The 25,130-nt window shown below is 70.6% G+C and carries 18 protein-coding genes and 2 pseudogenes; 9 read left to right on the top strand and 11 right to left on the bottom strand.

The genetic code is table 11. The features are described 5' to 3' along the window. Positions 1-70 precede the first annotated feature (70 nt). The 4 genes and pseudogenes from WMF19_RS01030 to WMF19_RS01015 all read right to left on the bottom strand — a co-directional run bounded on the left by WMF19_RS01030 (position 71) and on the right by WMF19_RS01015 (position 2,583). Positions 71-331, bottom strand: a complete 261-nt coding sequence (locus tag WMF19_RS01030) for a hypothetical protein (RefSeq protein WP_437897359.1) — start codon at positions 329-331, stop codon at positions 71-73. 40 nt (positions 332-371) lie between these two features. Beyond that, positions 372-428, bottom strand: a pseudogene (locus WMF19_RS01025) (hypothetical protein); the annotation flags it as partial. Positions 429-918: 490 nt separating this feature from the next. Further along, positions 919-1,014: pseudogene (locus WMF19_RS01020) on the bottom strand (hypothetical protein); the annotation flags it as partial. Positions 1,015-1,662: 648 nt separating this feature from the next. After that, the gene (locus WMF19_RS01015) at positions 1,663-2,583 is read right to left on the bottom strand and encodes a transposase (protein WP_437897358.1); all 921 of its coding nucleotides are present in this window, start codon (positions 2,581-2,583) and stop codon (positions 1,663-1,665) included. 1,078 nt (positions 2,584-3,661) lie between these two features. Between WMF19_RS01015 and WMF19_RS01010 the strand changes: the two genes are divergently transcribed. Next, the gene (locus WMF19_RS01010) at positions 3,662-6,100 is read left to right on the top strand and encodes a PAS domain-containing protein (RefSeq protein WP_437897357.1); all 2,439 of its coding nucleotides are present in this window, start codon (positions 3,662-3,664) and stop codon (positions 6,098-6,100) included. Positions 6,101-6,130: 30 nt separating this feature from the next. Here the strand turns inward: WMF19_RS01010 and WMF19_RS01005 are convergent, their stop codons facing one another. Continuing rightward, positions 6,131-7,039: an MBL fold metallo-hydrolase gene (locus tag WMF19_RS01005; RefSeq protein ID WP_437897356.1), complete on the bottom strand. Its 909-nt coding sequence runs from the start codon at positions 7,037-7,039 to the stop codon at positions 6,131-6,133. 366 nt (positions 7,040-7,405) lie between these two features. Here WMF19_RS01005 and WMF19_RS01000 point away from each other — a divergent pair, with 366 nt between their 5' ends. The 5 genes from WMF19_RS01000 (at position 7,406) to WMF19_RS00980 (ending at position 14,152) form a co-directional block, all read left to right on the top strand. Next, positions 7,406-8,149: an AzlC family ABC transporter permease gene (locus WMF19_RS01000; protein WP_437897355.1), complete on the top strand. Its 744-nt coding sequence runs from the start codon at positions 7,406-7,408 to the stop codon at positions 8,147-8,149. Next, a complete protein-coding gene (locus WMF19_RS00995) occupies positions 8,146-8,475 on the top strand; it encodes an AzlD domain-containing protein (protein ID WP_437897354.1) in 330 nt (109 codons plus the stop codon). The genes WMF19_RS01000 and WMF19_RS00995 overlap by 4 nt, the downstream gene beginning before the upstream one ends. A gap of 52 nt (positions 8,476-8,527) precedes the next feature. Beyond that, positions 8,528-11,803 (top strand): P-loop ATPase, Sll1717 family, encoded by a 3,276-nt coding sequence (locus WMF19_RS00990; RefSeq protein WP_437897353.1) that lies wholly within the window; start codon positions 8,528-8,530, stop codon positions 11,801-11,803. Positions 11,804-11,903: 100 nt separating this feature from the next. Next, complete coding sequence (locus WMF19_RS00985) at positions 11,904-12,659, top strand: glutathione S-transferase N-terminal domain-containing protein (protein ID WP_437897352.1); 756 nt, start codon at positions 11,904-11,906, stop codon at positions 12,657-12,659. A 233-nt stretch (positions 12,660-12,892) separates the two neighbouring features. Beyond that, positions 12,893-14,152 (top strand): PAS domain S-box protein, encoded by a 1,260-nt coding sequence (locus WMF19_RS00980; RefSeq protein WP_437897351.1) that lies wholly within the window; start codon positions 12,893-12,895, stop codon positions 14,150-14,152. Between the two features lie 96 nt (positions 14,153-14,248). On the opposite strand, the gene WMF19_RS00975 is transcribed toward WMF19_RS00980, so the two are convergent. After that, positions 14,249-14,902, bottom strand: coding sequence for a TetR/AcrR family transcriptional regulator (locus WMF19_RS00975; protein WP_437901778.1), 654 nt, complete (start codon positions 14,900-14,902; stop codon positions 14,249-14,251). Between the two features lie 136 nt (positions 14,903-15,038). Here WMF19_RS00975 and WMF19_RS00970 point away from each other — a divergent pair, with 136 nt between their 5' ends. After that, positions 15,039-15,647 (top strand): VOC family protein, encoded by a 609-nt coding sequence (locus WMF19_RS00970; RefSeq protein WP_437897350.1) that lies wholly within the window; start codon positions 15,039-15,041, stop codon positions 15,645-15,647. Between the two features lie 209 nt (positions 15,648-15,856). Then, positions 15,857-16,282, top strand: coding sequence for an organic hydroperoxide resistance protein (locus tag WMF19_RS00965; RefSeq protein WP_272097241.1), 426 nt, complete (start codon positions 15,857-15,859; stop codon positions 16,280-16,282). Here WMF19_RS00965 and WMF19_RS00960 read toward each other — a convergent pair. The 3 genes from WMF19_RS00960 to WMF19_RS00950 all read right to left on the bottom strand — a co-directional run bounded on the left by WMF19_RS00960 (position 16,268) and on the right by WMF19_RS00950 (position 21,826). Then, positions 16,268-18,190 (bottom strand): ABC transporter ATP-binding protein, encoded by a 1,923-nt coding sequence (locus WMF19_RS00960; protein WP_437897349.1) that lies wholly within the window; start codon positions 18,188-18,190, stop codon positions 16,268-16,270. The two genes, WMF19_RS00965 and WMF19_RS00960, sit on opposite strands and share 15 nt — an antisense overlap. After that, positions 18,187-20,121 (bottom strand): ABC transporter ATP-binding protein, encoded by a 1,935-nt coding sequence (locus tag WMF19_RS00955; protein WP_437897348.1) that lies wholly within the window; start codon positions 20,119-20,121, stop codon positions 18,187-18,189. Before WMF19_RS00955 ends, WMF19_RS00960 begins: the two co-directional genes overlap by 4 nt. A 154-nt stretch (positions 20,122-20,275) precedes the next feature. Continuing rightward, on the bottom strand, positions 20,276-21,826 hold the full coding sequence (locus WMF19_RS00950; protein ID WP_437897347.1) for a hypothetical protein: 1,551 nt from the start codon (positions 21,824-21,826) through the stop codon (positions 20,276-20,278). Positions 21,827-22,504: 678 nt separating this feature from the next. Here WMF19_RS00950 and WMF19_RS00945 point away from each other — a divergent pair. Continuing rightward, the gene (locus WMF19_RS00945) at positions 22,505-23,416 is read left to right on the top strand and encodes a LysR family transcriptional regulator (RefSeq protein WP_437897346.1); all 912 of its coding nucleotides are present in this window, start codon (positions 22,505-22,507) and stop codon (positions 23,414-23,416) included. Positions 23,417-23,511: 95 nt separating this feature from the next. Here WMF19_RS00945 and ilvE read toward each other — a convergent pair whose 3' ends face one another. Continuing rightward, a complete protein-coding gene (ilvE, locus tag WMF19_RS00940) occupies positions 23,512-24,402 on the bottom strand; it encodes a branched-chain-amino-acid transaminase (protein WP_437327021.1) in 891 nt (296 codons plus the stop codon). 5 nt (positions 24,403-24,407) lie between these two features. Further along, the gene (locus WMF19_RS00935; RefSeq protein ID WP_437897345.1) at positions 24,408-25,121 is read right to left on the bottom strand and encodes an IclR family transcriptional regulator; all 714 of its coding nucleotides are present in this window, start codon (positions 25,119-25,121) and stop codon (positions 24,408-24,410) included. Positions 25,122-25,130 lie beyond the last annotated feature (9 nt).

Genomic DNA, 25,130 nt, shown 5'->3' with positions numbered 1-25,130 from the left:
CCCGGCGGCGAGGGGGGACCGCGCGCATGTCGAGCGCCGCCCGCACCGGCGCGGAGACCAGGTTGGTCTCCTAGGAGCCGAGCTGGCCGCTCAGGTTGGAGCCCCAGCACACGACGCTGCCGTCGTCGAGCAGCGCGCAGCTGTGGCGCCTGCCGGTGACGACGGCCCTCGCACCGGCAACGCTCTCGACGAGGGTGACGCCGACGACCTCGACGACCTCGTCGGCGCTGTCGAAGATGGGCCCGCCGCCGCTCTGGCCGTTGAGGTTCCACCCCCAGCACGCCACCTGTCCCGTGCCGCAGCTGTGGCGGCCGCCCGCCGCCCGCTGCAACGTCGGTCGCGCCGCGCACCCCCTCGTTGCGGGCGGCTCCGGCGGCACCGTCTCCCCAGCACCACACGTCGCCCTGCGCGTCGAGGGCGCACGCCGTGCGCCTCGCCGGCGGCGACGCGCGTCACGCCGCCCAGCGGGAACCCACCCAGGTTGAGAACGAACGCGGACTCGCTCCTCACAGTGCTCTCGGGATCGGAGCCGAGCAGGTGGCTCGGGTTGTCACCCCAGCAGACCACGGTGACGGCGGCGCGCACGGCGCACGTGAACCCGAGCGACGGGTCGTCCGCCTCCACGAGCCCGCCGGCCGCGAGCTCAACCACGTCCTCCAGGACCCGGCACGCCGCGCGGTGGCACCGGACAACGCCCTCTTCCACGGCGTCCACGCCCCCGGAAGTGCCTGCGCAGCTCGCCGGCACGACGGCGAGGGAGCCGCCCACGTCATCCCCCCAGCACATACCCCCCGGGTCGAACAGCGCGCACGTGTGCCGCGGACCAGCGGTGACACGCACGGGCTCCGCGGCGAGCGAGACCCACCTTGGGGAGGTACTCAGCGAGCCGATGGAAACACCGCCAAGCTGGCCTGCGTCGTTGTCGCCCCAGCACGCAGTATTACCGTTCCTGAGAATCGCGCAGGTATGGTAGGCACCGGCGACGACCTGCGCCGCGGGTTCGAGCGCCCTCATGCGCACCGGCGTGAAGTGGTAGTCCTCCGAGCAGCCGCCGGCGAGGGGCGCCGTGATGAGCAGCGAGGCGGCCGCCCCTCGTCGGGAGATGAGACATCTTCGTCCGATCATCATTCGCCTCGCGCCCGTGCCTGGGTGCATCTTACCGTGTTCCCGCGGCTTTTATCGCGCGCTCTGGCTCGGCCACGCCAGCCGACGATCCGATCCGGTGCACGACAACCGGGTAAAAACGCCCGTTCCAACAGCACCTGACACGGATTGAGCAGGCAAACGACCCTACCCAAGCGACCCGGGTTGCATCACGCCCCGCCCCAAAACGACAAACGACTGACCTACGTTGCATCGCGACCAGGTTGCGTTGCGGCCGCGGCCGGGGGTACGGCCGCGGCTACCGGCCCCGGAATGACTATCCCATGGGTTCGCCTTCCGATAGGAAATCATCCCGCTCGGCCAATCATAGCGTACAGCTCGCTGCCTCTGACGCCGCTTCCTGCGCGTTCGGCACCGCCTGCAGCCGTACGAAAGGGTATACCGCCGCACGCCGCTTCGGCCGTCCGCACCGCCGGCCCCAGACGGACGCGCCCCACGAAAAGGCGCTGATGCCCTTGCCCGTCCCGCCCGCCTCCCAGCCGCGCCGCTGCTAAGGCTCTACACCGTGAGCACAACGTCGGCCACGCTGGCGCCGTGAAGCGTGCGCATCCACCACGTCCCCGCGGGGAATACAGCGCTGCGCACGCCGGCACGCCATCGCTCGAGTGCCGCACGGTACGACGCTCGAAACGCACGCACAGCGGCACCTGCGATTCGCCACGCGTCCCCCTGATTGCGACCAACCGCAAACGTCGGATTGCCGTCGCGCAGCGGCTCGAAGCTCGTCACGCGCTCGTAAGGGGACACCCTGCTGGCTCTCTCGGCGCCCAAGAAGCGAAGTCCTCGCCGCTGCACCTCCGCGCGGGCCCGCGCTTCCTGTCGCTCGAGCTCGGCAGAGACGTCCTGGCGAAAGCCCTCCGCGCTTTCCTGCTCAATGGCCGGCGGCAGCGCGAGTGAGACCGTCACCTCCTCGGGCCACTGGGGGTTTTCCGGGTCGAGATACACCGAAGGCCGTGCCGCGCGCAGCACGCCGCGACCGAGCTCGTCTACATCCACCTTGGCGCCCGGCCACTCGCGAGCATGCTGCACCAAGCCAGCGGCGACGGGATTCGCCATGACATAAGCAATCTTCTCCACCACCGCCGCGCGCGTGAGCAGCCGCACCACGCTCGTGGCCTCGTGGTCCCACACGGGGCCTTCCCACCCGCGTAGCACCTTCGTGCCAAGCGCGACGATGCGATGGAAGAATTGCAAGAACCGCGGCAGGACGCCCCTCGAGTCGGTCACGACCAGGTGCAGATGCGTTGACATGGCGCAGAGCGCATGGACCTCGATGCCGTAACGGCGGGTCGACACCGCGAGGACGTAGACCAGGAGCCGGGTGATTGCCGCATCCGGGCGGAAGAGCAGGTGCCGGCGCAGGACGCGACGGGTGATGAGGTACGTGGCTCCGGCAGCGATCTCGCGGGGCTGGCTCATGACAGGTGCACCATGACAAGCTTTGTGCCACGGGTTTTCGTCAATCATTTCGCTGCTCGACCAAGCTTCGTGGGTGGCGGCCGCCTGGCGGTCCGCCACCTGAGCTGGAGCCGTCGCCTACTCCAGCCTGACCTGGGTTGCAGTTAGTCCGACCCAGGTCGGGACGCCAACCTGGTCGTGGTCGGGATGCCGCGAACCTGGCCGACCGCCAACCTGGGTCGGACCCGATGCCAACCTTCGGTCCGCCGGGTCCGCCGTGCCAACCTGGGTGGGGTCCGAACCTGGGAACCGCAACGCTCACACTGTAACTCACATTTTCTCTTGCGCATCTACGGCGCCCAGCCGTATGGCATCGTCGGGCCGCGAAGACGCTTCTGAACGGGGGGAGGATGAAAGCCACCTGGAACCTCGCCGCGCAAACGCCGGGGGGCTTCCTGCATGGCGTGAATCGTGAGGTGCGCCTCTGCGCACGCCGCGAGGAAGCGCCGCCGTCGGCACGATGGTTCACCGGAATTCCCCTGTCCGGGTGGGATTGGCCATCACGCAGCCAGAGCCCGCGCACTTGTGCGGCGCAACCGAGATATGCCACCTCTGCACGCCTGGGTGCGCCCGGCGGCGTTCGACCCCTACAGCGACGATGGGAGGTTGCCGTCAGTATACAAATCGCCCACGCACTTCGAGAGGTACGGGAGCGCTTGACCTTCGCCACAAGGGAGCGACGCCGCCCAGTAGCCGCCTCCCAGCGCGCTGGCCGTTGCGTATTTCCTCGCCGGGGTCCTCCTCGGCTGGCGCGGGCGCCGCAGAGCCGCCGCCGGCCTGCGCCGGCCCGGGCTGTGGACGGCCGCGTGAACCAGGTTGCGGCGCGACGACGAAGCCTCCGCGCGAAGGCTCCGCGTGAACCAGGTTGCGGCGCGGAGGCTCGTGATAGTCTCGCTTCGCGCTCACCAGCATCCGGGTAGAAGGCGCAAGGGGCGGATTGAACAGCGACGACAGAGGGCGCGGTGCCGAACGGGGTGGACCGTCCAGGGAACGACGCCGCGAGGATCCGTCGGCGCCGGACGACACGCTGGCACGCGCCGTGGCCGACGCGTCGATGGCCCTCTCGCGCGCCGGCGATGACGGTCCGCAGCAAGCGATCGTGGCGGCGGCGGCGCGCGTCCTCCACGCCGACATCGCCTGCCTCTACGATGTCGCGCAGGCGCCGCACCCGCTCGGGCTCGTCGCCTGCACAGGCGGCAGCGCGGACTCGCTGGACCCCCTCCGGCGCCTGCCGCTCGACGCCCCGAGCCTCGCCGGCGCCGCCGCCCGCACGGGCATCGTGCAGGTCGCGCCCGAGGACGAGAGCGCCGACGCGCTCCTGGACGCCGGCCATCTGCGCCGACGCTGCGGCTGTACCCACGCGTTCGCGATCCCCATCGCCTTCGCCGGCACCCTGCGCGCGGTGCTGCTCTGCGCCGCGGCGGAGCCCGCCCTCCCGCAGGCCGAGCTGCTCGAGATCGCGGGCGCCTTATCGAGCCTCTTCGGGATGGCGCTCACCGCCGCCGAGCTGCACGCCCAGCGCGCACGGATCGAGCAGCTCGAGCGGGAGAACCACGAGCTCGAGCGCTCGCGCGAGCAGCTCCACGCGACGATCGCGGAAGCCAGGCAGACGGAGGCAGCGCTCCGGCTGAGCGAGGACAGCCTCGCCCGCGCGCAGAGGTTGGCGAAGCTGGGCAACTGGGACTGGCACATTCCAAGCAACGAGCTGCTCTGGTCCGACGAGTGTTATCGAATGCTGGGCGTGTCCCGCGACGCCGGCGCGATCACCTACGAGCGGTTCATCGACCGCATCCACCCGGAGGACCGAGAGGGTGTGATACGCTCCGTCGACCTCGCGCTCCAGGGCACCCTGCCCTATTGTGTCGATTACCGGATCGTCCGCCCGAACGGCGAAGAGCGCTTCCTCCACACCGAGGCGGACGTGCTCCGCGCCGAGGACGGCTCTCCGCTGCGGATGATCGGCACGGCCCTCGACGTCACCGAGCAGCGGCGCGCCGATCGAGCCTTGCGGCTGAGCGAGGAGCGCCTGCGGATGATCGCGGAGCACGCGAGCGACGTCATCTTCCATATACGGCTCGGCCCGGAAGGGGGCTACGAGTACATCAACCCCGCCGTCCTCGATCACACCGGCTATCCGCCCGAGGCCTGGTACGAGGACCCTGAGCTGTTCGTCACCCTGATCCATCCCGAGGACGTCGGGCGCTATCATGCGTTCGTCGAGCACATGGCCGCGTCCGGCGGCCGGCTCACCTTCCGGATCATCGACAGGAGCCGCCGGACCCGCTGGGTCTCGACCCACATCACGATCCAGCGCGACGAGCACGGAAACCCGATCGCCGGGATCGGCATCTCGCGCGACGTCACCTCGGAGAAGCTCGCTGACGAGGAGCGCGAGCAGCTCCTCGGACAGCTCGCGGCCGAGCGGCGCTGGCTCCACGCGGTCATCGAGCGCTCGCCGGTCGGCATCCTCCTCCTCGACCGGGCCGGCGCGCAGATCGCCCGGAATCGCCGCGCCCAGGAGCTCGCCGGGACAGACTCGCCGCCCGGGCTGCCGGGCGCATGGTGGCTGTGCCTGCCCGACGGGCAGCCCCTCACGGACGAGGAGCAGCCGTCGGCGGGCGCGCTGCGTGGCGAGGTCACGAGCTCGAGGGAGCTGTCGCTCCGACGCGCCGACGGCACCATGCTGGCGGTGCTCGCGAGCGCTGGCCCCATCGTCGACGGGAACGGCAAGCTGCTCGGCGCGGTCGTCGTGTTCGACGACATCACCCGGCTCAAGGAGCTCGAGCGGCTCAAGGAAGAGTGGACGTCGGTCGTCGCGCACGACCTGAAGCAGCCCGTGACGACGATCATCGGCTATGCGACCCAGCTCGAACGGAAGCCCCAGGTCGCGACCGCGGTGAAGACGAGGGCGGGACACATCCTGGCGAGCGCCAAGCGGCTCGGGCGGATGGTCTCCGATCTCACGGACATCTCCCAGATCGAGTCGCGTCGACTCGCGATCGAGCGCGCTCCCCTCGACCTGCGCGCCCTCGTGGAGGCGGTCGTTGAGCGGATGGAGAGCGAGACCGAGGGGCGCGCCGTCGACGTCGAGAGCCGCGGCGAGATCCCGATCGTGCGCGCGGACGCCGGGCGCGTCGAGCAGGTGCTCAGCAACCTCATCTCCAATGCCGTGAAATACGGTGATCCAGAGACCCCGATACAGGTGGCGCTGGAGCGGCGCGACGACGCGGTTCAGATCTCCATCCGGAACAGCGGCCGTGGGATCCCGGCCGAGGATCTCCCGCTCCTGTTCGAGCGCTTCTTCCGGGGAAAGGCGAAGGAGGAGCGCGTGGTCGGCCTCGGCCTCGGCCTGTACATCGCGAAGCGGCTCGTCGAGGCCCACGACGGCAGCATCTGGGTCGAGAGCCCCGAGGGGGGTCACACGACGTTCCATTTCACGCTTCCGGTGGCGGCGGCGCCGCGCCGGGATGCGATGTGATCACGAGCCGCCCTGGCCTGCTGTGCCCGGTCAGCGCGCACCCGCGACCGAAGCGGGGATCCACAGCGGTGGCTCGGGCACGCCCCTCCCCGCTCCGGCCGGCACAGCATGGCTTCGCCCGGTGATGCGCTCGAACTCCACGACGTCATGAGAGCACACGAGCCTTACCTCGTGGCCGCGCTCCTCGCGCAGCGCGCGCAGCCGTCGCTGGTTCTCGAGCCGCGCGCCGCGGTCCTTCTCCATCATGAACTGATAGAGACGCAGACCCGGCGTGCACGCCGGCCGAACCGGGTCCATCTCTCGGTGATAGAAGTAGGCGTCGCCGGCGAGGAGCAGCCAGCCGCCGTCGCTCCGGACAGCCACGCCAGCGTGGCCCAGCGTGTGACCGATGAGCGGGACGAAGAGCACCTCGTCCTTCAAACCACCCACCGGCCGCGCGCCCTCGAAGCCAAACCAGCGCTCGCCGCCGCCCGAGGGGTAGGCGATCCAGTTCGGCTGCGTCGACCACTGAGCCGGCCGGTAGCGCATCCGGTCGAGGAGCGTCCGCCGAGCGATCGCGGCGTCACGCTCGTCGGCCAGCAGATGGACCTGCGCTCCAGGAAAATCGTCGAGGCCTCCGGCGTGGTCGAAATCGAGGTGGGTGAGCACGATATGGCGGACCTCCTCGGGTCGAAGGCCCAGGCGCTCGATCTGCCGGCGCGCGGTCATCTCGGCGCGAAACTCCGGTCGCAGGAGGAAGAGGAAGAACCGGCTGAGCCGCTTCCTCGCCATCGAGACGTCCAGCAGCCCAAGCCCGGTGTCCACGAGGACCAGGCCGCTGTCCGTCTCGAGGAGCAAGCAATGGCACGTCAGCCTCCCGCGGAGCCCCAGGGTCCGCCCGTCCATCAGCGCGCCGCCGACCGGGCAAGTCGAGATGCAGTTGAGATGATGGATTCGCACGGACGCATCCCCCTTCGCGGCTACCCTGCTCCCGCGACGACCGCTCGACGAGCCGGCGCCGACGCGGGCCCACGGCGCGGTGTGCGCTCGAACTGCTCATCGCGACCCGCTCGCCGGAGATCCCACGACCAGAGCCTGGGCTCACCGGAGCGCATGAGGCACCGTGGTTACAGTGGTTGCACGGGGTATGCCGAGCTCCTCGAGGAGGTCGATCGCACTGCGCGCCCGGGCCCACGCCACGAGATCCCAGCTCCGGGGCGCGGCGCGGGAGCACCCCGGTTCAGGCCGCCCTGAACGGGAGGCGCCCTGGATGGGCGGCCTTGACTTTCGTACCCCGCCTGGACACTTCCTGACCCCGAGCGCCCCATGTCCTTCGCCCGCGCCACCGCGCGCCACCCCGAGTTCCGCCGCGGCGCGCGCGACATGCTGCACGTGTCGCCCGGCATCGCCGCCTGGGGCCTTGTGACCGGCGTCGCGATGGTCAAGAGCGGGCTCACGGCGCCGCTCGCGGCGCTCATGTCGCTCGTGGTCTTCGCCGGCAGCGCGCAGCTCGCCACGATGCCGCTGCTCGCGTCCGGCGCGCCGCTCTGGGTCGTCTGGGCCACCGCCGCCTGCGTGAACCTGCGCTTCGTGATCTTCAGCGCGATGTGGCGGCCCTACTTCGCGCGGCTCCCCAGGTGGCGACGGTGCCTGTGCGGCTATTTCAGCGGCGACCTGAACTACGTGATCTTCAGGGAGCGCTTCCCCGCGATCGAGCCGGCGCCCGAGCAGGAGCCCTACTTCTGGGGCGGCGTTGCGATGAACTGGTCTGCATGGCAAGGCGCATCGCTGAGCGGCATCGCGCTGGCCAACGTGATCCCGGTCGAATGGGGCCTGGGCTTCGCCGGCGTGCTCGCGCTGCTGGGCATCACCTGCTCGCTGCTCCAGGACAGGGCCACCTGGCTGGCCGCCGGCACCGCCGCCAGCGCCGCGGTGGCCGCCTACGCGCTGCCGCTGAAGCTCAACATCCTCGTCGCGATCGCCGCCGCGGTCGCGGTGGGCCTGGGCCTCGAGGCGGCCGAGGAGGCGCAACGACGCGCGCGCAAGGTGACCGAAGAGGCCGGACGATGAGCGCCTGGGAGACCCTCGTGGCCATCGTCGGCCTCTCGCTGATCACCGCGTTCACCCGCGCCTTCTTCCTGTACCCCGACCGGGATCTGCCGATGCCAGGTTGGCTCAGGCGCGGGCTGCGCTACGCGCCGCTGGCAGCCCTGGCGGCCGTGATCGTGCCCGAGGTAGTGATGACCCAGGGACACCTCATCGCGACCTTCCAGGACGCGCGGCTGCCCGCGAGCATCGCGGCCAGCGCCTATTACTTTTCCCGCCGCGGCATCCTCGGAACCATCGTGATCGGGATGGCTGTGTTCTTGCCGCTGCGCATCGGGCTGGGCTGGTAGTGCGCGGGCGCGCAGGTTCTCCTGAGGCGCCAAGGCTGGTACGCTGGGCGACATGTCGGATGAGAGTGCCCGCCGTCCGCACCAGCCCACAAAGGCATCCGCTCGCGGGAGCGACTCGACCGGGGCCAGGAGCGTTGGCCCGGGGGATGTCGTCGGCCAGCACTTTCGGATCGACGAGCTCCTGAAGAAGGGAGGCATGGGGCGGGTCTACCGGGCAACCGATCTTCGCCTCGGCGAGCCGGTCGCGCTCAAGCTGATGGATCCGGCGATCGTCGGCACGGAGAGGGCGCGCGCCCGCTTCTTCCGCGAGGCGCAGACAGCGGCGAGGCTGCGGAGCAAGAACGTCGTGCAGCTCCTCGACTTCAACGTCGATGCAGCCACGCAGGTGCCCTACATCGCCATGGAGCTCCTTCGCGGCGAGGACCTGGCCCAGCGGATCGCCCGCGGGCCGCTCTCCTATGAAGAGACGACGGCGATCCTCGGCGATGTCTGCAGCGCTATCGCCAAGGCCCACCGCATGGAGATCATCCATCGCGACATCAAGCCGGCCAACGTCTTCCTCGTCGAGGACGACGATGGCCCTCTCTGCAAGGTCCTCGACTTCGGGATCGTCAAGCTGGGTGACCTCGGGCTCGACCCCCAAGGCTCCCCGCAGACGGACGCCGGCGCCACCCTGGGCACGGTGAGCTACATGAGCCCGGAGCAGATCGCCGACGCCCGTGGGGTCGACCTCCGCGCGGACCTGTGGTCGATCGGCGTGATCGCCTACGAGTGCATGACCGGGCAACGGCCCTTCCGCGGCGAGTCGCTCTTCGAGCTCGTCCACAAGATCTGCTTCGATGTCCCGGTGCCGCCGTCGCGGCTGGTGGACGTCCCGAGCGGCTTTGACGCCTGGTTCGCCCGCGCGACCCACCGCGACCTCGACCGCCGGTTCACCTCCGCCCGCGAGCTCCTCGAGGCGCTCCGGGCGCTCGCCGGGCGCCCGCCGGATCCGCCCCCGCCCCGGCCCTCCGGCGGGCCGCCCGAGCCCCCCGTCAACCAGAGCTGGGCCTCGGACGCCAACCAGATCGACATCGGCGCCCTCAAGGACCTGACCTTCAAGAACGCCGTGGTCCGCGAGTTCCTCGACAGCGCCAACAAGCACTTTGTCTCGGGGAGCAAGGGGCTCGGCAAGACCCTCCTCCTCACGTACAAGCGCTCGGTCCTCAGCGAGATCTACCTGGCGGCGACCGGCCGCGAGCGGCGCCACGCCGCCGTGCAGTTCATCCCGGAGGGGCGGCCGTACCTCGATCTGATGGGCGATCTGCCCAGCGTCGATCAGACCCGGACCCACCTCATGTCGGGTCTCCACGAGTGCAAGCGGCTCTGGAGCTTCAGCTTCCGCATGTCGATCGTCTCCTACCAGTCCGCGGCCGCCGGCGCCGCCGATCCCGCGGATCTGGCGCCGCTCCCCCGGAGCCTGCGCGGGCTCCTGGAGGGCCGGCCGGTCGAGCCGACCATGGTGCTGAAGGAGCTGCTCTCGCTGACCGTTCGCCAGATCAACCAGGTGGTCGACGCGATGGAGCGCCCGCTCGAGCGGCGGCTCCGCTCGCTCCACAGCGGCGTCTTCATCTTCATCGACAAGCTCGATCAGGCGCTCCGGCGGCTCCCGCGGGCCGCGTGGATCCACATGCAAGCGGGGATGATCGAGGCCGCGTGGGATCTGATGAACGCCAACCGGCACGTCAAGATCTTCGCCACCATCCGCGAGGAGGCGTTCTCCGCCTACGAGTCCGACATCAAGACCAACCTCTACGGGGCGACGTCGACGCTCCGCTACGCCAAGCACGAGCTCTTCGAGCTGCTCGAGAAGCTCACATATTATTACGAGCGGCTGCCGCTCCGCGAGTTCATCCACCTCGACGTGGTGAGCGCGGGGCGCTCGGCCCGCGGCGAGTCGACCTTCGACTTCCTCCACCGCCACACCCTCGGGCGGCCGCGCGACCTCGTGATCCTCGCCTCGGAGATCTCGCGCAACCGAACGGCCCTCGACGAGCGGACCTTCACGCAGATCGTGCAGAGCACCAGCGCCGGTCTGCTCGTGGCCAACATCTTCGACGAGATGCGGGTCTTCCTCGAGGTGCTCTGTCACCGCGACAAGCGGGCTCGCTTCCTCGGCCTCCTCCCCTGCGACGTCCTCACCCACGACGAGGTGATCGAGGTCTGGTGCAAGTTTCATGAGGTCGATCGCGCGTACTACGACGCCCACGGCCGGGACGCCGACGACGTCTACCACCCGTTCCGCGAGCTCTTCGAGTGCGGCCTCCTCGGGGTGCTCGGCGCCGATCCGAGGACCGAGCGCCAGGTCCAGCGCTTTCGCCAGCCGCACGACGCCGTGGTCGGCTCGCGCCACGAGCTGCCACGCTCGCGGTATTACCTGATCCACCCTTCCCTGCGCGCGTTGATCGAGCCGCTCCCCGGCGGCGGCAGGTTCCACGCGATCCGCCATGTCGTCATCGGCCACGGAGAGCCCTGGCCGCGCCACTGGGACCTCGTTGTCGACGTCCAGCGCGAGCTCTTCCGGCGCCCGGACGCGGACGAGGAGATCGCCGGGGCGGTGTTCTCCCTCCTCGACCGCCTCTCGACAGAGGTCGCCGACGGCGAGGGCCCTGACGCCGCGCGGCGGGCGATCGCCGCCTCCCCCACCTTCGCCCGCCTCAGCGCGCACCTCGAGCGGATCCACTGGGACGATCTCCACCTCACGCTCCTCGAGCTCTTCCCCGACGAGCGGCGGGAGGAAACGGAGCCGACCGACCGGGTGGAGGTGGCGATGCTGCTCATCGACATCGTCCGGTCGACCCACATGATCCGCAGCATCGGCGACACCGGCTTCGTCGACCACCTTCACCGGCTCCGCGGCTCCCTCCGAGGGGCGACGAATCCGCGCCTGCTGAAGGGGACAGGCGATGGGTACCTCGCGGTCTATCCCACGGTGGCCCGCGCCGTCGACGCGGCCCGCATGCTCCGTCGCACCATCGACGACCCTGCCCAGCTGCGCCTCGTCGTCCACTGGGGCTGGGTGCGGATGAGCGATCACGACGTCATCGGCAGGGAGGTCCACCGGCTCTTCCGGATCGAGGCGGTCACCGAGGAAGATCGCACGGACGAGCCGAGCTCCGGGATCGGCCTGCCGCGCCCCGGCCGCGTGACGCTCTCGCGCTCCGCGGCCGCCGCGCTCCCCGACCCGTCGCGCGCGGACTTCCGCCGAGCGGGCGCGTTCCGGCTCAAGGGGTTCGACGATCCCGAGTCGATCTGGGTGGAGATCGACGAGGTCGACGCCTGCCCGTGAGATCGCTCGCGGTGAGCCGAAGGGCCCACCGGCGCGCCGCGTCCTCCGCCCGCAAGCGCTCGGCCGGAGGCGCGCGCCAGTGTGGTAGTCTGCCGGCGACATGACCGAGCTACTTGGCCTCGTTTTCTCCCCGTGGACCGAGAAGGCCCGCTGGGCCCTCGACGTCCGGCGCGTCCCCTACACCTTCCGCCACTACCAGCCGCTCGTCGGTGAGCCCGCGCTCCGGGTGAAGCTCCGCCGGCTCACAGGCCGTGTCTCGGTGCCTGTGCTCACCACCGACGACGGGCGCGTGCTCGGGGACTCGGCCGACATCGCGCGCTGGGCGGACGGGCGCGGCGCGGGACCGACCCTGTTCCCTGTCGAGCACGAGGCCGACATCGCGCGGCTCATCGATCTATCGGAGCGCGGCCTCGCCGCCGGGCGCGCCCGCGCGCTGAGGCGCATGCTGGCCGACGACGAGGCGCTCGCCGAGATGGCGCCGAGGCCGATCCGCCGCGCACTCCGCCCCCTCGCCTCGCGGCTGGGAGCGCTGGGGGTCGCCCGCACCCTCCGCAAGTACGAAGGCGACAAAGCCGACGGCGAGGCGCACAGGCAAACGCAGGTCGCCGTGCTGGAGGAGATCCGCGAGACGCTCGCGCGGGCGGCGCCGTCCGGAGACGCGCCGCGGACGCTCCTCGGCCGCTTCACATTCGCGGATATCGCGATGAGCCAGGTCCTCGTGAACGTCGCGCCGCCCGCCCAGCTGAAGCTCGGCGCCGCCAGCCGCCGGTGCTTCTCCGACCCCGACCTGCGCGATCGCTACGACGACCTGATCGCGTGGCGCGACCAGCTCTACAGCGCCTTCCGCGCGAGCTGACCGGCCGCGTCGGGCGAGCGCGGCATCTCGAGCGCCGTGAAGTCCGGGGAAACCAGCATGGCAATCTGCTTCATCAAGGGGCTCTCTCCTTCAGCGTCGAGTGAGGCTGACCGGGAGCGCGGTCGCCCAGCGCGCTCCCTCCGACCGTTGGCAGGCTCGTCCGCAGCGCTGGGCCTCGCGTCGCGCCAGAGGCTCGATCGTGGACGCCGGATCTGATAGCGGTGGAATTTACCATGAAACAAGCGTGGCAAACGGACGAGCTGGGCCGCTTTTTCGAGATGTCCGTGGATCTGATCGGCACCGCCGGTTTTGACGGGCATTTCAAGCGGGTTGGCCAGGCGTGGGAGCGCACGCTCGGGTTCTCGCGCGAAGAGCTCTTGTCGACGCCGTTCATCGACTTCGTGCACCCCGACGATCGAGAGCGCACGCTGGCCGAGTCGGCGCAGGTGTTCGGCGGCAGCGGCAGCGTGACGTTCACGAACCGCTACCGGTGTCGCGACGGCTCTTACCGATGGATCGAGTGGAACTCGTCGGTTCACCCGGAGGAGGAGCTCGTCTATTTCGTCGCTCGTGATATCACCGATCGCAAGCGCGCGGAGGAGTCGCTGATCGAGGCCGAGTCCCGGTTCCGGGCGGCGGTCGAAGGGAGCCTGGACGCCTTCTTCGTGCTCCGGAGCGCGCTCGACGAGGCCGGGACACTCGTGGATTTCGTGATCACCGACGCCAACCAGAGGGCCCTCGCGGGGATGTCGATGCCCCGCGAGGAGATCGTCGGCAAGCGGCTCAGCGAGCTCTCGCCCGCCGCGCGCCAGCAGCTGGACAAGTACGCGCGCGTCGCTCGGACCGGCGAGCGGCTCCTCGAGGAGGAGCTGAGCGACAGTCCATCGCACAAGGATCGGTGGTTCCAGCATCAGGTCATCCCGCTGAGCGACGGTGTCGCGATCACGATCAGGGACATCACGCCCTTCAAGCAGCTGGAGGCCGAGCTCAGGGAGGCGCTCCAGCGCCGGGCGATCCACGCGGAGGAGCTCGAGGAGAAGAACCGCCTGCTCGCGGCGGAGAACGCCGAGCGCGAGCGCGCCGAGGCGCTGATGCGACAGCAGCAGGAGACGATGCGCGCCATGTCCACGCCCATCATCCAGGCGTGGGAAGGGGTCCTCGTGCTGCCGATCATCGGGACCGTGGAGACCGGGCGGGCGAACGACATCATGGAGCGGCTGCTCACCGAGATCGTGCGGACGAGCGCGCGCTTCGCCATCCTCGACCTGACCGGCGTGAGCGCGGTGGACGCCGCGACCGTGGCTCACCTCCTCGCCGTGGTGCGCGCGGCGAACCTCCTCGGCAGCAGCTGCCTCGTCTCCGGGATCTCGCCCGAGATCGCGCGGACGATGACGGAGCTCGGCGCGGCGGATGGCGGGTTCAAGACCTTCAGCGTGCTCCAGAGCGCCTTGCGTTACGCGCTCTCCCACTGCGGCGCCAAGGGCCCGCGGTGAGCCGACCGGGCGCGCGCATCGACGCGCGCTTGAGCTGATGAGCTGACGGGACGTGGCGGGGAGCGCCTCTGCGCCGCTCGACGGCTGTCGCGCCGCTCACCCGCGGCTGCGCGCCCGCTTGCCGTCCGCGGGCACGAGCCATCGATCGAGCTCGTCCGAGACGAGGTGAAAGTCGAACGCTTCGGAGTCGATCCCGAGCTGGGTCATGGCGCCGATGATGAACGACGTGACCACGCGGGCCGCGGAGCGAGGATCCAGATCGGAGCGCAGCTGTCCGCCGCGCACGCCTTGCCGCACGAGGTGCTCGACAGCGAGGTTCCACTCCTTGTGGACGGCGCGGAGCGCCGCCTGCGCCGCCGGGTCGCGCTGCGCGCGCACGGAGAGCTCTTGCAGCACGGCCGCGAGGTGCGGATTGTCCTGGAAGGTGCGCCATGCGCTCTCGAGGTGCGCTCTCAGGATCGCGCGCGCGTCCGCCGGGCCCGCGGCGCCCTGGCCTGCCGGGCGGCGCTGCGCCTCCACGAATTTGTCCGTCACGTGCGTGACGATGGCCGCGAGGAGCTCGTCCTTCGTCCCGAAATAGTAGTGCAGCGTCGAGATATTGACCCCTGCGCCCGCCGCGATGTCGCGCGTCCGCAGCCCCTCGAGGCCCTTCTCGGCGATGAGCGTATACGCCGCCTCGAGCAGGTCGCGCCGCCGCGCTGCACCGAGCTCCGTGGACGAGGTCTTGCCGCCCGCGGCGGCGCTTCTCATCTTCGCCAAGCCCGCGCAAAGCTACAGATTTCCTCCGGTCCCAGCAAGCGCCCGCGGCGCGCGCCTTGACCGTCCGGCCGCCGTCGCGTATTGTCAATCAACTGATTGATTGACTCCCATCGCATGGAGGAAATGCATGATGTCCTTGGAGCTCACCGCCGCGCCGCTCGCCGCCCGGGTCCAGCGAAAGGCGATAGGCGTGGGGATGCGTCTGTTCTTCGCCTGGTCGCACCTTGCGTATCGCCTGCTTCCGCCGTGGGGCGGCAAGCTGCGCGCTGTCGATCACCTCACCGTGCCGTGCTCGGATCTCCGGGTGGCGGAGCGGTTCTATGTCGGGCTGCTCGGCGCGCGCCTGATGATGCGCGTCGACGTCCCGTTCCTCGAGCGGATGGGGCGGCCTGCGGACGAGATCGCGCGGGGGGTCCACCTCTCCGTGGTATTCGCTGGGGGGCCGCGGCTCGACCTCTTCGAGTCGCCGATCGGGCAGCCGCCCCGCAAGGCGGATCATCCGCACTGCGCGCTCTGGGTCGCGCCCGGGAAGCTGCTTGCGTGGAAGGAGCGCTTGAACGCGGCTTCGGTGCCGACGTACGGCCCCACGCGGCTCGGACCGCCGGGCCAGGCGTCGCTCTATTTCAACGATCCATTCGGCAACCGCCTCGAGCTCGTCACGCTCGGCTTCACCGGGGAGATACCGGTCGGGGCGCCCGACCTCTCCGCGCTGGACTACACCTGGGCTGGTCCGTGAGCCGCCAGCGGACTGCAAGCCGATTACAAGCGGATGACGCCGCGCGGTCGATGCCTGGCGTGATTTCCGGGTAGCGTCTCCTCCCGCGGTTGCCCGGGAGGAAAGTGGGCACTATGGGAGCGTACCCGAACGGCGCTGTCCGGTCGGGCCGTGCCCGGCGGGAACGATCTGCCCGTGACCGGGCCCATCGCCACGAAAGGAACGCTCCGATGCCTGTTGACGTGAAGTACACGACGCAAGCCACGGCCCATGGCGGCCGCGATGGCCACGCTGCCACTGCCGACGGTGCTCTCAAGGTCAAGCTCTCGACGCCGAAGGAGCTCGGCGGCGCCGGCGGCGAGGGGAACAACCCGGAGCAGCTGTTCGCGGCGGGTTACGCGGCTTGCTTCCTGGGCGCCCTCAAGTTCGTGGCCGCTCAGGAGAAGGCCCGGATCCCGGCCGAGGCCACCGTGACGGCGAGCGTCGGCATCGGCCCGCGCTCCGAGGGCGGGTTTGGCCTCGACATCGGCCTTCGGATCGCGCTGCCGGGCCTGGAGCGGTCGCAAGCCGAGCAGCTGGTCGAGAAGGCGCACCAGGTTTGCCCCTACTCGAACGCCACCCGCAACAACGTCCCCGTCCGTCTAGAGGTCGCCTGACCGTCTGACGCCGCGTGCCCCCTCCACGGGGGCCGGCCCCTCCTGGATGAGCTCCCGGTGGAGCGCCGCAAACGCGCCTCCCCGCGCGAGCAGCTCGGCGTGCGTCCCCTGCTCGACGACCCGCCCGTGGTCGAGCACGACGACGCGATCGGCATGCCGGATCGTGCTCAGCCGGTGGGCCACCACGAAGCTCGTTCGCCCTCTCAAGAGCCTCCCGAGCGCCGCCTGCAGCCGGGCCTCGGTGAGCGCGTCCACGGCGCTCGTCGCCTCGTCGAGCAGCACGATGCGCGGATTGGCGACCATGGCGCGCAGGAAGCACACGATCTGCCGCTGCCCGAGCGACAGCGCCGTCCCGCGCTCGCCGACCTCGGTGCGCAGGCCGTCCGGCAGCGCGTCGAGCATGTCGAGCACGTCGAGGCCCCGCGCCGCGTCGCGGATCTCGGCGTCCGTCGCGGCGGGGTTGCCGAGGCGCACGTTGTCGAGCACCGTCCCGCTGAAGAGGAAGTTGCTCTGCAGCACCAGCCCGAGCTGCGCCCGCAGCGAGGCGGACGAGGTCGCCGCGAGATCGTGGCCGTCGACGGTGACCGACCCCGCCGTCGGCAGGTAGAGCTTCGCGAGCAGGTTCAGGATCGACGTCTTGCCGCTGCCCGTGTGCCCGACCAGCGCGATCATCTGCCCCGGCTCGGCGACGAGATCGACGCCGTGGAGCACCGGCTTGCCCGGATCGTAGGCGAAGTGGACCCCCTCGAACACGACCCGGCCGCGCACCGGGGGCAGCGCCGGGAGGCCGCGCTCGTCGGGCCAGTCGGGCGCCGTGTCGAGCACGCGGAAGAGCCGTTCGGCCCCCGCCATCGCCGTGAGGGCCTGGTTGTACTGGTTGCCCAGGACGGGGATCGGGTTGAACAGGAGGTTCGCGAGGAAGAAGAACTCCACGAGCACGCGCAGCTCGATCGCGCCGTGGAGGGCCTGATAGCCGCCGACGACCACGAGGACGGCCAGGAACAGCTGCCCGTTGAACTCGAGGAGCGGAAGGAACGCCGCCGAGTGGCGCGCCGCATCCATGTTGTAGCGGGAGTGATCGAAGATCAGCGCGCGGAACAGCCCGCCGTTGATGTCCTGCCGCACGAAGCCCTGCGTCACGCGCACCCCCGTGACCGACTCGGCGAGCGTCGCGGTCACGCGGGTGAAGCTCTCCTGCGCGCGCTGGTGGGCTGCCCCGAGGCGCTTGTGGAAATAGACGATCAGCCCCCAGAAGACGGGGACCATCGCGACCACCACGAGGAAGAGCTGCCAGTGCGCGTGGGCCATCAGCGCCATCGCGACCGCCATGGTGCCGAGGTTCACCGTGCTCACGAACACGACGTCCTGCACCGCCACCCGGATCGCGTCGATGTCGGACGTCATGCGGCCGATGAGGCGCCCCACCTTCGTCTTCACGAAGAAGCGCATCGGCATGCGCAGGAGGTGGCTCTCCAGCCGATCGCGCATGTCGAACACCACCGCCTCGCCGAGCTCGAGCGCGAGCCGCGCGCGGTAGTGGAAGACGATCTCGGTGAAGAGGACGAGCGCCGCAAAGCCGAGGACGGCGAGCAGCGTCGCGCGCGCGTCGCGCCGGGCCACGGGGCCGCTGATGATGGCGCCGACCGCCCACGTCAGGATCGGGAGCTGGATCGATCTCACCACCACGAGGGCGAAGAGCGCGTTCCGCTTGCGCGCGTACGGGCGGGTGAAGGCGAACACCCGCCGCACGAGCCCGAGATCGAGCGTGCGGTGGTGCTGGTCCCGCTCGTCGTCGAGCGCCACGCGCGTGAGGCCGAGGCGCACGTCGATCGGCGCAGCCTCGGCCGCGGAGCGGGCCGCCCCCGACGTCGTCGCGGGGCGGCTCGGCGCGTCGACTCCGCGGCTCACGCCGGGTCCTCGGCGGGGCGCGCGCCCGCGGCGGCGCGGCGCGAGGGGGTGTCGTCCGCCCGCGCCCCGGAGGCGTGGGCGTCGTGCAGCGCGAGGGCGCTCGCGTAGTGGCCGCGCCGCCGGAGCAGCTCCTCGTGGGTCCCCCGCTCGGCGATGCGGCCCCGGTCGAGCACGATCACCTGGTGCGCGCGGCGGAGCAGGTGCGCCCTGTGCGTCGCCATGATCGTCGTCCGCCCCCGCGTCGCGCTGAGGATCGCATCGAGGATCTCGCGCTCGGTGCTCGCGTCCACCGCCGCGGTCGGGTCGTCGAGCAGGAGCAGCGGCGGGTCGAGCAGCACGGCGCGCGCGATGGCCAGCCGCTGCCGCTGGCCGCCCGAGAGGTTGGCCGCCGCCTCGCCGAGCTCGGTGTCGTAGCCCTCGGGCAGCTCCCGGATGAACTCGTCGGCGCAGGCGATGACGGCGGCGCGCTCGATCTGCTCGCGCGTCGCGTGCGGGGCGCCGAACGCGATGTTCGCCGCCACCGTGTTGCTGAAGAGGAAGTTGTCCTGAAAGACGACCCCCATGCGCCGGCGGATGTGGTCGAGGTCGTGGCGCCGGAGGTCGATGCCGTCGAGGAGGACGCGCCCCGACGTCGGATCGTAGAAGCGCGGGATCAGGCTGAGCAGCGTGCTCTTGCCCGCGCCGGTCGGGCCGATCACGGCGACGAACTGCCCCGGCGCGACGTCGAGGTGGACGTCGTGGAGGACGGGCCGCTCGGGATCGTACCCGAACGTGACGCGCTCGAACACGAGGCGCCCCTCCACCCGGGCAGGGCGCGCCGGCGCCTCGGGGCTCGTGATCTCGACGGGGGTGTCGAGCACCTCGAAGACGCGCTTCGCCCCGATGAGGCTCTGCTGCGCTGTGTTGACGATCGTCGCCATGCTCGCAATCTGCCCCGAGAACTGCTGCAGGATGCCGGCGAACACCACGAGCTGCCCGAGCGTCATCCGGTCGCGCGTGACGAGCAGCCCGCCCATGCCGAGCAGGATGACGAGGTTGATCTGCCCGAGCAGATCGATGGTCGGGCTGAGGACGCTGACCGTCCGGAAGGTCTCCTGCTGCTGCTCGCGCACCTCGCGGCTGCGCTCGTCGAAGCGGCGATGGGCCTCGCGCTCTCGCCCGAGCCCCTTGATGACCTGGATGCCCTGCAGCCCCTCCGTGAAGCTCAGGACCATGCGGTCCACGAGCTCCCGGTTGCGCAGGTAGGCGGGCTGCGCCCACCGGGCGAAGAGCGTGCTCGTGATCCAGAGGAGCGGCGTCGGGGCGAGGCACGCGAGCGTGAGGAGGGCGTGCGCGCGGAGCATGTACGCGACGTACACGCCGAGCGACAGGACCATGATGACGCTCGGGAGCAGCACCCCGTCCACGAAGGAGCGCACGAGCTGCACGTCGCCGGTGACGCGGTTGATGAGCGAGCCGCTCTTGTTGGCGTCGAAGAACCGGAAGCTCAGCCGCTGGAGCTTGTCGTACACCCGCGCCCGGAGATCCGGGACGATCTCCATGTGGACGAGGTGGCCCACCGAGAGCGCGTAACCGTAGTTGATCACCGCGCGCGCGGCCGCCATGGCGAGGATAGCAGCGCCGATCGAGAGGACCGCGCGCATGGGCTCACGCTCGGCGTCAACCAGCCGGCCGAGGCCGGCCGGCAGATCGGGGAGGCGGTTCGACGGATCGAGCCGATGGCGGAGGATATCGATGGCGAGCCCGGTCAGGCCGAGCCCGGCGAGCCCCAGCGAGAGCAGGACGATCTGGTAGCCGAGGACACGGAGGACGCGCCCCCGGTACGCCCAGCTCAGCCCGAGGAGCCGCAGCAGGAGAGAGCCGCCCTCGCGGGAGCGCCCTGTTTCAGGCGAAGCGAGGGAACCGACATCAGGACGTGAACCGGACAACATCAGCGCAGGGCACCTGGCATACCGGCCATGCCGGGGCCCGTAAGCTACCGATTTGTGCGGCGTTCGCCAGCGGCGGGGACACGAACCCCGGGGCGCGGCCCGCCTGTTGTCCGGACCGCTGGGCCAGCGCCCTGACAGGGCTCCTGGCGCTCCGCTAGTACATCAGGTTGCCCTTGCCGAGCTGGAAGTTGATGTTCGATCCGAACTGATCGCGCGCGTTCTGGACGCGCGAGATCGCGTTCGAGATCCGGCCCTGGCGCTGCGACCAGGTCGCCGCCGAGAGGCCCGCCGCGATCTCGGTCTTCGCCAGCTGGAGGCGATCCGTGGAGACGGGGTGCAGCGGCGTGCCGCCGGCGTCGAGGACCTCCAGCGCGTCGTCGATCTCGGCCTCGGCCAGCTCCATCAGGCGCCGCTGGACGTCGGCGCGCGTGTCGTGGAACTGCTGGACGAGCACCTGGGCGGCGTTCAGGCGCTGCTTCGCGATGTCGAGGTTGAACGCCGCGTTCAGCACGCGGAGGAACCGCCCGATCTTGTTGATGTCGGTGTCGGGGAACTGGATGGGGCTGCCGAACCGCGCCTCGAGCTCCAGGCCGGCCGGCGAGTCCTTGAAGAAGTTCGACAGGTAGAACGCCACCGCGCCCTCGATCTGGTTCCCGAAGGCGTTCGTGTGGAAGAACGGCGGCGTGTCCACGGCCTCGATGAGGGGCGGGGTGCTGAACGTGCCGTCGCCGAACCCGTTGAGAAAGCCGATGTCCAGGACATCGATGTTGGGCGAGGCCAGCCCGCTGCCGCCGAAGCCGCCGTCGAACGCGCCGATCGTGCCGGTCGCGGGGGCCTTCCGGGTGCCCGTGTCCAGGTTGCGGTTGCGCCCCGTGTCCAGGTGGTTCGCGCCCGCGTTCGCGTGGCACACGTTGCAGCGGCCCCGCGCCGGGTCGAGGAACGCCTGCCGCCCCTCGTTCGCCTCGGGATCGGCGAGGTTCACCTGCGTGAGGTTGAGCTCGTTCGTCCGGCCCAGGCTCATCTGGAAGGCGAGCGTCAGATCGAGCTCCTGCGCCGTCGGGAGCCGGAAGGCCACCCCCGGCACGCGGCCGAGATCCGTCGGGTAGTGCTGCGTGATCGCCCCGGTGAGGAACTCGCGCAGCGAGCCGGTGCCCGGGGCGCCGTCGCCCGACCAGCCCGTGCGATGGACCGGCGGGCTCCCTATCCCGTCCACCGGATCCGGCGTGATGCTCGTCGCCAGCGAGAGCGTGTGGGGGACCGCGCGCATCGAGAACTTGTTGTCGAGATCGTCGAAGCCATCGATGTTCTCGCGGATCAGGCCGAGCGTCTTCAGCTCGGGCGTCTCGAGATCGGTCAGATCCGGGTCCTGCTCGAAGACGAACAGCGGGTCGAGGGGGTTCTCCTCGAGCAGAGCGTCGATGAAGGGGATGTCAATCGTGAAGTTGTTTCCGACAGGATGGCACGTCCCGCAGGAGCGGCCGTTGCCCTCGAAGGTCTCGCGAAAGAAGATATCGGCGCCCGCGCAGATCTCCCTCGTGACGAGCCCGGCGATCACGCGAGGATCCTGGTCGCAAGCCGCGAGCCGCTGCTGAGCCGTGAGCGCGCTCGACGCGGCGCCGACGGTCTCCACCTCGCCCTCGCCCTCCGGCGCGGAGGGCGCGCACGAGGCGAGGAGGGAAACAGAGACGATGGGAGCGAGGATCAAGGAACTCAATCTCGGACTTGGCATGACGCGCTCTCTTCCTGTTACTGTTGTTCGACACCGATTCCGAACCACGGCGTTCATGGATGCGGCGCGCCGTCCGGCGGCAGCGCCGTGGAAACACAGGTGAAACCGACCTGGCGATACGCCGACGGCCGGCGGCCGACGAGGCGCCGGCGCTGCGGGCGAGATGGCCGATCCAGGCCATCCGCGCGGCGTTGGAGGCACGCCGGAGGCTCGAGGCCCGGTCCTCGCGCGCTCCATGCGACAAGCGCGCTCGGGCCGCTCCGCCTCGATACGACCCCCTACGGGGATCGCGCCACAGGCGATCTCAGGCGGCGATTACTTAGCGGACCGGACCAGACATGGCAACGTTCACAAACGTTCGCAGCACAAATCTGACTTCTTAACGAACCTTTACAAGCAGGATCACGAGACGACATTCTCCGGCTGATCGGCCTGCGGCATCGCCGGGTATCGCCATGACGGCGGGCGGAGCGGGCGCGAGGAGGAGCCGTGTGCCCGGCTCCGCGGGCGCTCGGGAGATCGAAGCGGACATGGGTGCGAAGACCGGCGGCATCCCCTCACCTCTCTCGGTGAGATCAGTGACCGTGCCGGTTCAATGGCCAACGTTTAGGTCGGCCGATGGCGCGCTTCCAACTCATTAGTAGCATGGGCCCCATGCATCCCGTGCATCTTGCTTCGATCGACCTGAACCTGCTCGTCGTCCTCGACGCCCTGCTGGCGGAGGGGAGCGTCACGCGCGCGGCGGCGCGCGTCGGGCTGAGCCAGTCGGCGATGAGCCACGCCCTCGGTCGCCTCCGCGTGTTGATCGACGATCCCGTCCTGGTGCGCACGCCGCGGGGGATGATCCCGACGCCGCGCGCGCAGGAGCTCATCGGCCCCATCCGCGAGGCGCTCGCCAAGATCGAGGCGACGGTCGCGCGCAGCCCTCGCTTCGAGCCCGCGACGGCGCGCCGCTCGTTCACCGTCGCCACGGTCGATTACGTGGAGCTCATCCTGCTGCCGCGGCTCGTGCAGAAGCTCGTCTCCGAGGCGCCCTTCATCGACCTCGTCGCGCGCCCCTACGACAGCGAGATGTGGAGCTCCATGGAGACCGGCAAGGTCGATCTCGCGATCGGCCTGCTCCCCACCTTGCCCGCGGGGTTTTACCGGCAAAGGCTCATCGAGGAGCGCTACATGTGCGTCGTGCGGAGGAGCCACCCCGCGGTGCGGGGCAAGCTCACGCTCAAGACGTACACGAGCTTGCCGCACGCGCTCATCAGCCCGCGCGGCGAGGGCGGAGGCCGGGTCGACGAGGTCCTCGCCGAACGAGGGCTCTCGCGCCGCGTGGCGCTGCAGATCCCGCACTTCCTGGTGGCGGCCCACATCGTGGCCCAGACCGACCTCGTGCTGACCGTGCCGGCGCGCATCGCGCGCGTGTTCGCGGAGATGGAGGAGCTGCACGTCATGAAGCCGCCCGTGGAGCTCGGCGGGTTCTCCGTGGATCAGGTGTGGCACGAGCGGCACGCGAAGGACCCGGCGCACATCTGGCTGCGCGGCGTCTTCGCGGAGGTCGCCCGCGACAGCTGACGCGCTCTCCCGCGCGGCGACCAGGTCTCGCGGGAGCGGGGGCGAGCCGACGTGCCGAGTGACGAATGGATGAACCGGTTAACTCGCGCCGCCGTTCAACCCGGGCCGCCGGGCGCGGCGATGAACGGGGTGCCCTCGGTCTCGGCGAGCTGCCGGTGGAGCGAGGTCAGGCGGGCCGTGACGGGGCCGCGCTCGCCGCGGCCGATGGTGCGCCCGTCGAGGCTCCGGATGGCGATCACGCCGGCGCCGGTGCCCGTCAGGAACGCCTCGTCGGCGGCGAAGACGTCGAGCCGCCCGATCGAGCGCTCCACGACCGTGAGCCCGATGTCGCGCGCGAGATCCATGACGGCCGCGCGGTTGATGCCCTCGAGGCAGCCGTCGGTGGCCGGCGGCGTCGCGAGCACGTCGCCGCGGAGCGCGAACACGTTGGCCACGGAGGCCTCGGCGATGTGGCCCCGCGCGTTCAGGAGCAGCGCGTCGTCGGCGCCGCGCTGCCTCGCCTCGAGCTTCGCGAGCGCGGAGCCGAGGTAGTTCAGGCTCTTGATCCGCATGTCGAGCGCGTCCGCGTTGGGCCTCCTGTGGCTCGACGTGATGAGCTCGAGGCCGCGCCGCCGCTGCTCGTCGTCGAAGAGGCGGATGGCCCCCACGATGCAGAACAGCCCCGGCCGCTCGCAGGTCGTCGGGTCGACGCCGAGCGGGCCCACGCCGCGCGTCACCACGAGGCGCACGTAGGCCTCGGGCTGGCCGTGCGCGCGCGCGGTCTCCTCGACGATGGCGCGGAGCCCGTCGAGCGAGCGCGGGAGCGCGATGCCGAGCGCCCTCGCGCCGATCTCGAGCCGCGCGAGGTGGCGCTCGATCCGGAAGACGCGCCCCGCAGCGACGCGCATGCCCTCGAACACGCCGTCGCCGTAGAGCAACCCGTGATCGGTCACGTTCACGGTCGCGTCCGCAGCGTCGACGATCCGTCCATCGATCCATGTCTTCATGCCGTTCACCTCCTGCCCTCGCCCTGGAGGGCGCGCGCGACCCGCTCGGCGGCGTCGCGTGTGTGACTCACCGCGGCGTCACGACGATCGCCGCGCAGGCTCTGGGCGGCCGCGGCGCAGGCGACGCAGCCGTGCAGGCCGCCTCGCGCGAGCACCGGGGCCGCGATGACGGTCAGCCCGTCGATCCACTCCCCCTCGTTGACGTCGTAGCCGCGCTTCGCCGCGCGCCGCGCGGCGCGGAGCACGGCGGGGTCCGCGCCCGAGGCGCCCACGAGCTCCGGCGCGTGCGCGAGGTAGAGCCGCCCGCTCGCGGTGACGTCGACCGGCACCTCGGCCCCGACGGTGGGCGCCGCGCGAAGGAGCCCCGTGCCCTCCGCCTTGTCGAGCACGACGAGCCTGCCGGCGCGCGCGGCGACGAGGAAGAACGTCTCGCCGAAGGCGCGCGCCGCCTGCTCCAGCTCGGGCCTCGCGACGCGCGCGACCGCGTCGAGCCCCTGCGCCCCGAGCCCGAGCCGGATGAGGCCGACGCCGAGCCGGTAACGCCCCTCCCCGTCCTGCTCCACCAGCGCGTGCACGGCGAGCGACGCGAGCAGCCGGTGCAGGGTCGCCTTCGGCATGCGGAGCCGCTCCGCGAGCTCCGAGAGCGAAGCGCTGCCGCCCCCCTCGCGCAGCGCCTCGAGGGCGCGCACCGCCTTGTCGACCGTCCCGGATCGCTCCATACACGTTCC

Source organism: Sorangium sp. So ce124 (assembly GCF_051525235.1).
Taxonomy (GTDB): Bacteria; Myxococcota_A; Polyangia; order Polyangiales; family Polyangiaceae; genus Sorangium; species Sorangium atrum.
This window is presented reverse-complemented; position numbering and strand designations above follow the sequence as displayed.

What these genes read in the sequence shown, in the direction of transcription:
- WMF19_RS00975 (WP_437901778.1), bottom strand. Translation starts at nt 14,902, where the DNA reads ATGAGAAGCGCCGCCGCGGGCGGCAAGACCTCGTCCACGGAGCTCGGT.
- WMF19_RS00990 (WP_437897353.1), top strand. Translation starts at nt 8,528, where the DNA reads ATGTCGGATGAGAGTGCCCGCCGTCCGCACCAGCCCACAAAGGCATCC.
- WMF19_RS00945 (WP_437897346.1), top strand. Translation starts at nt 22,505, where the DNA reads ATGCATCCCGTGCATCTTGCTTCGATCGACCTGAACCTGCTCGTCGTC.
- WMF19_RS00980 (WP_437897351.1), top strand. Translation starts at nt 12,893, where the DNA reads ATGAAACAAGCGTGGCAAACGGACGAGCTGGGCCGCTTTTTCGAGATG.
- WMF19_RS00970 (WP_437897350.1), top strand. Translation starts at nt 15,039, where the DNA reads ATGATGTCCTTGGAGCTCACCGCCGCGCCGCTCGCCGCCCGGGTCCAG.
- WMF19_RS00955 (WP_437897348.1), bottom strand. Translation starts at nt 20,121, where the DNA reads ATGTTGTCCGGTTCACGTCCTGATGTCGGTTCCCTCGCTTCGCCTGAA.
- WMF19_RS01015 (WP_437897358.1), bottom strand. Translation starts at nt 2,583, where the DNA reads ATGAGCCAGCCCCGCGAGATCGCTGCCGGAGCCACGTACCTCATCACC.
- WMF19_RS00985 (WP_437897352.1), top strand. Translation starts at nt 11,904, where the DNA reads ATGACCGAGCTACTTGGCCTCGTTTTCTCCCCGTGGACCGAGAAGGCC.
- WMF19_RS01000 (WP_437897355.1), top strand. Translation starts at nt 7,406, where the DNA reads ATGTCCTTCGCCCGCGCCACCGCGCGCCACCCCGAGTTCCGCCGCGGC.
- ilvE (WP_437327021.1), bottom strand. Translation starts at nt 24,402, where the DNA reads ATGAAGACATGGATCGATGGACGGATCGTCGACGCTGCGGACGCGACC.
- WMF19_RS00935 (WP_437897345.1), bottom strand. Translation starts at nt 25,121, where the DNA reads ATGGAGCGATCCGGGACGGTCGACAAGGCGGTGCGCGCCCTCGAGGCG.
- WMF19_RS00965 (WP_272097241.1), top strand. Translation starts at nt 15,857, where the DNA reads ATGCCTGTTGACGTGAAGTACACGACGCAAGCCACGGCCCATGGCGGC.
- WMF19_RS00995 (WP_437897354.1), top strand. Translation starts at nt 8,146, where the DNA reads ATGAGCGCCTGGGAGACCCTCGTGGCCATCGTCGGCCTCTCGCTGATC.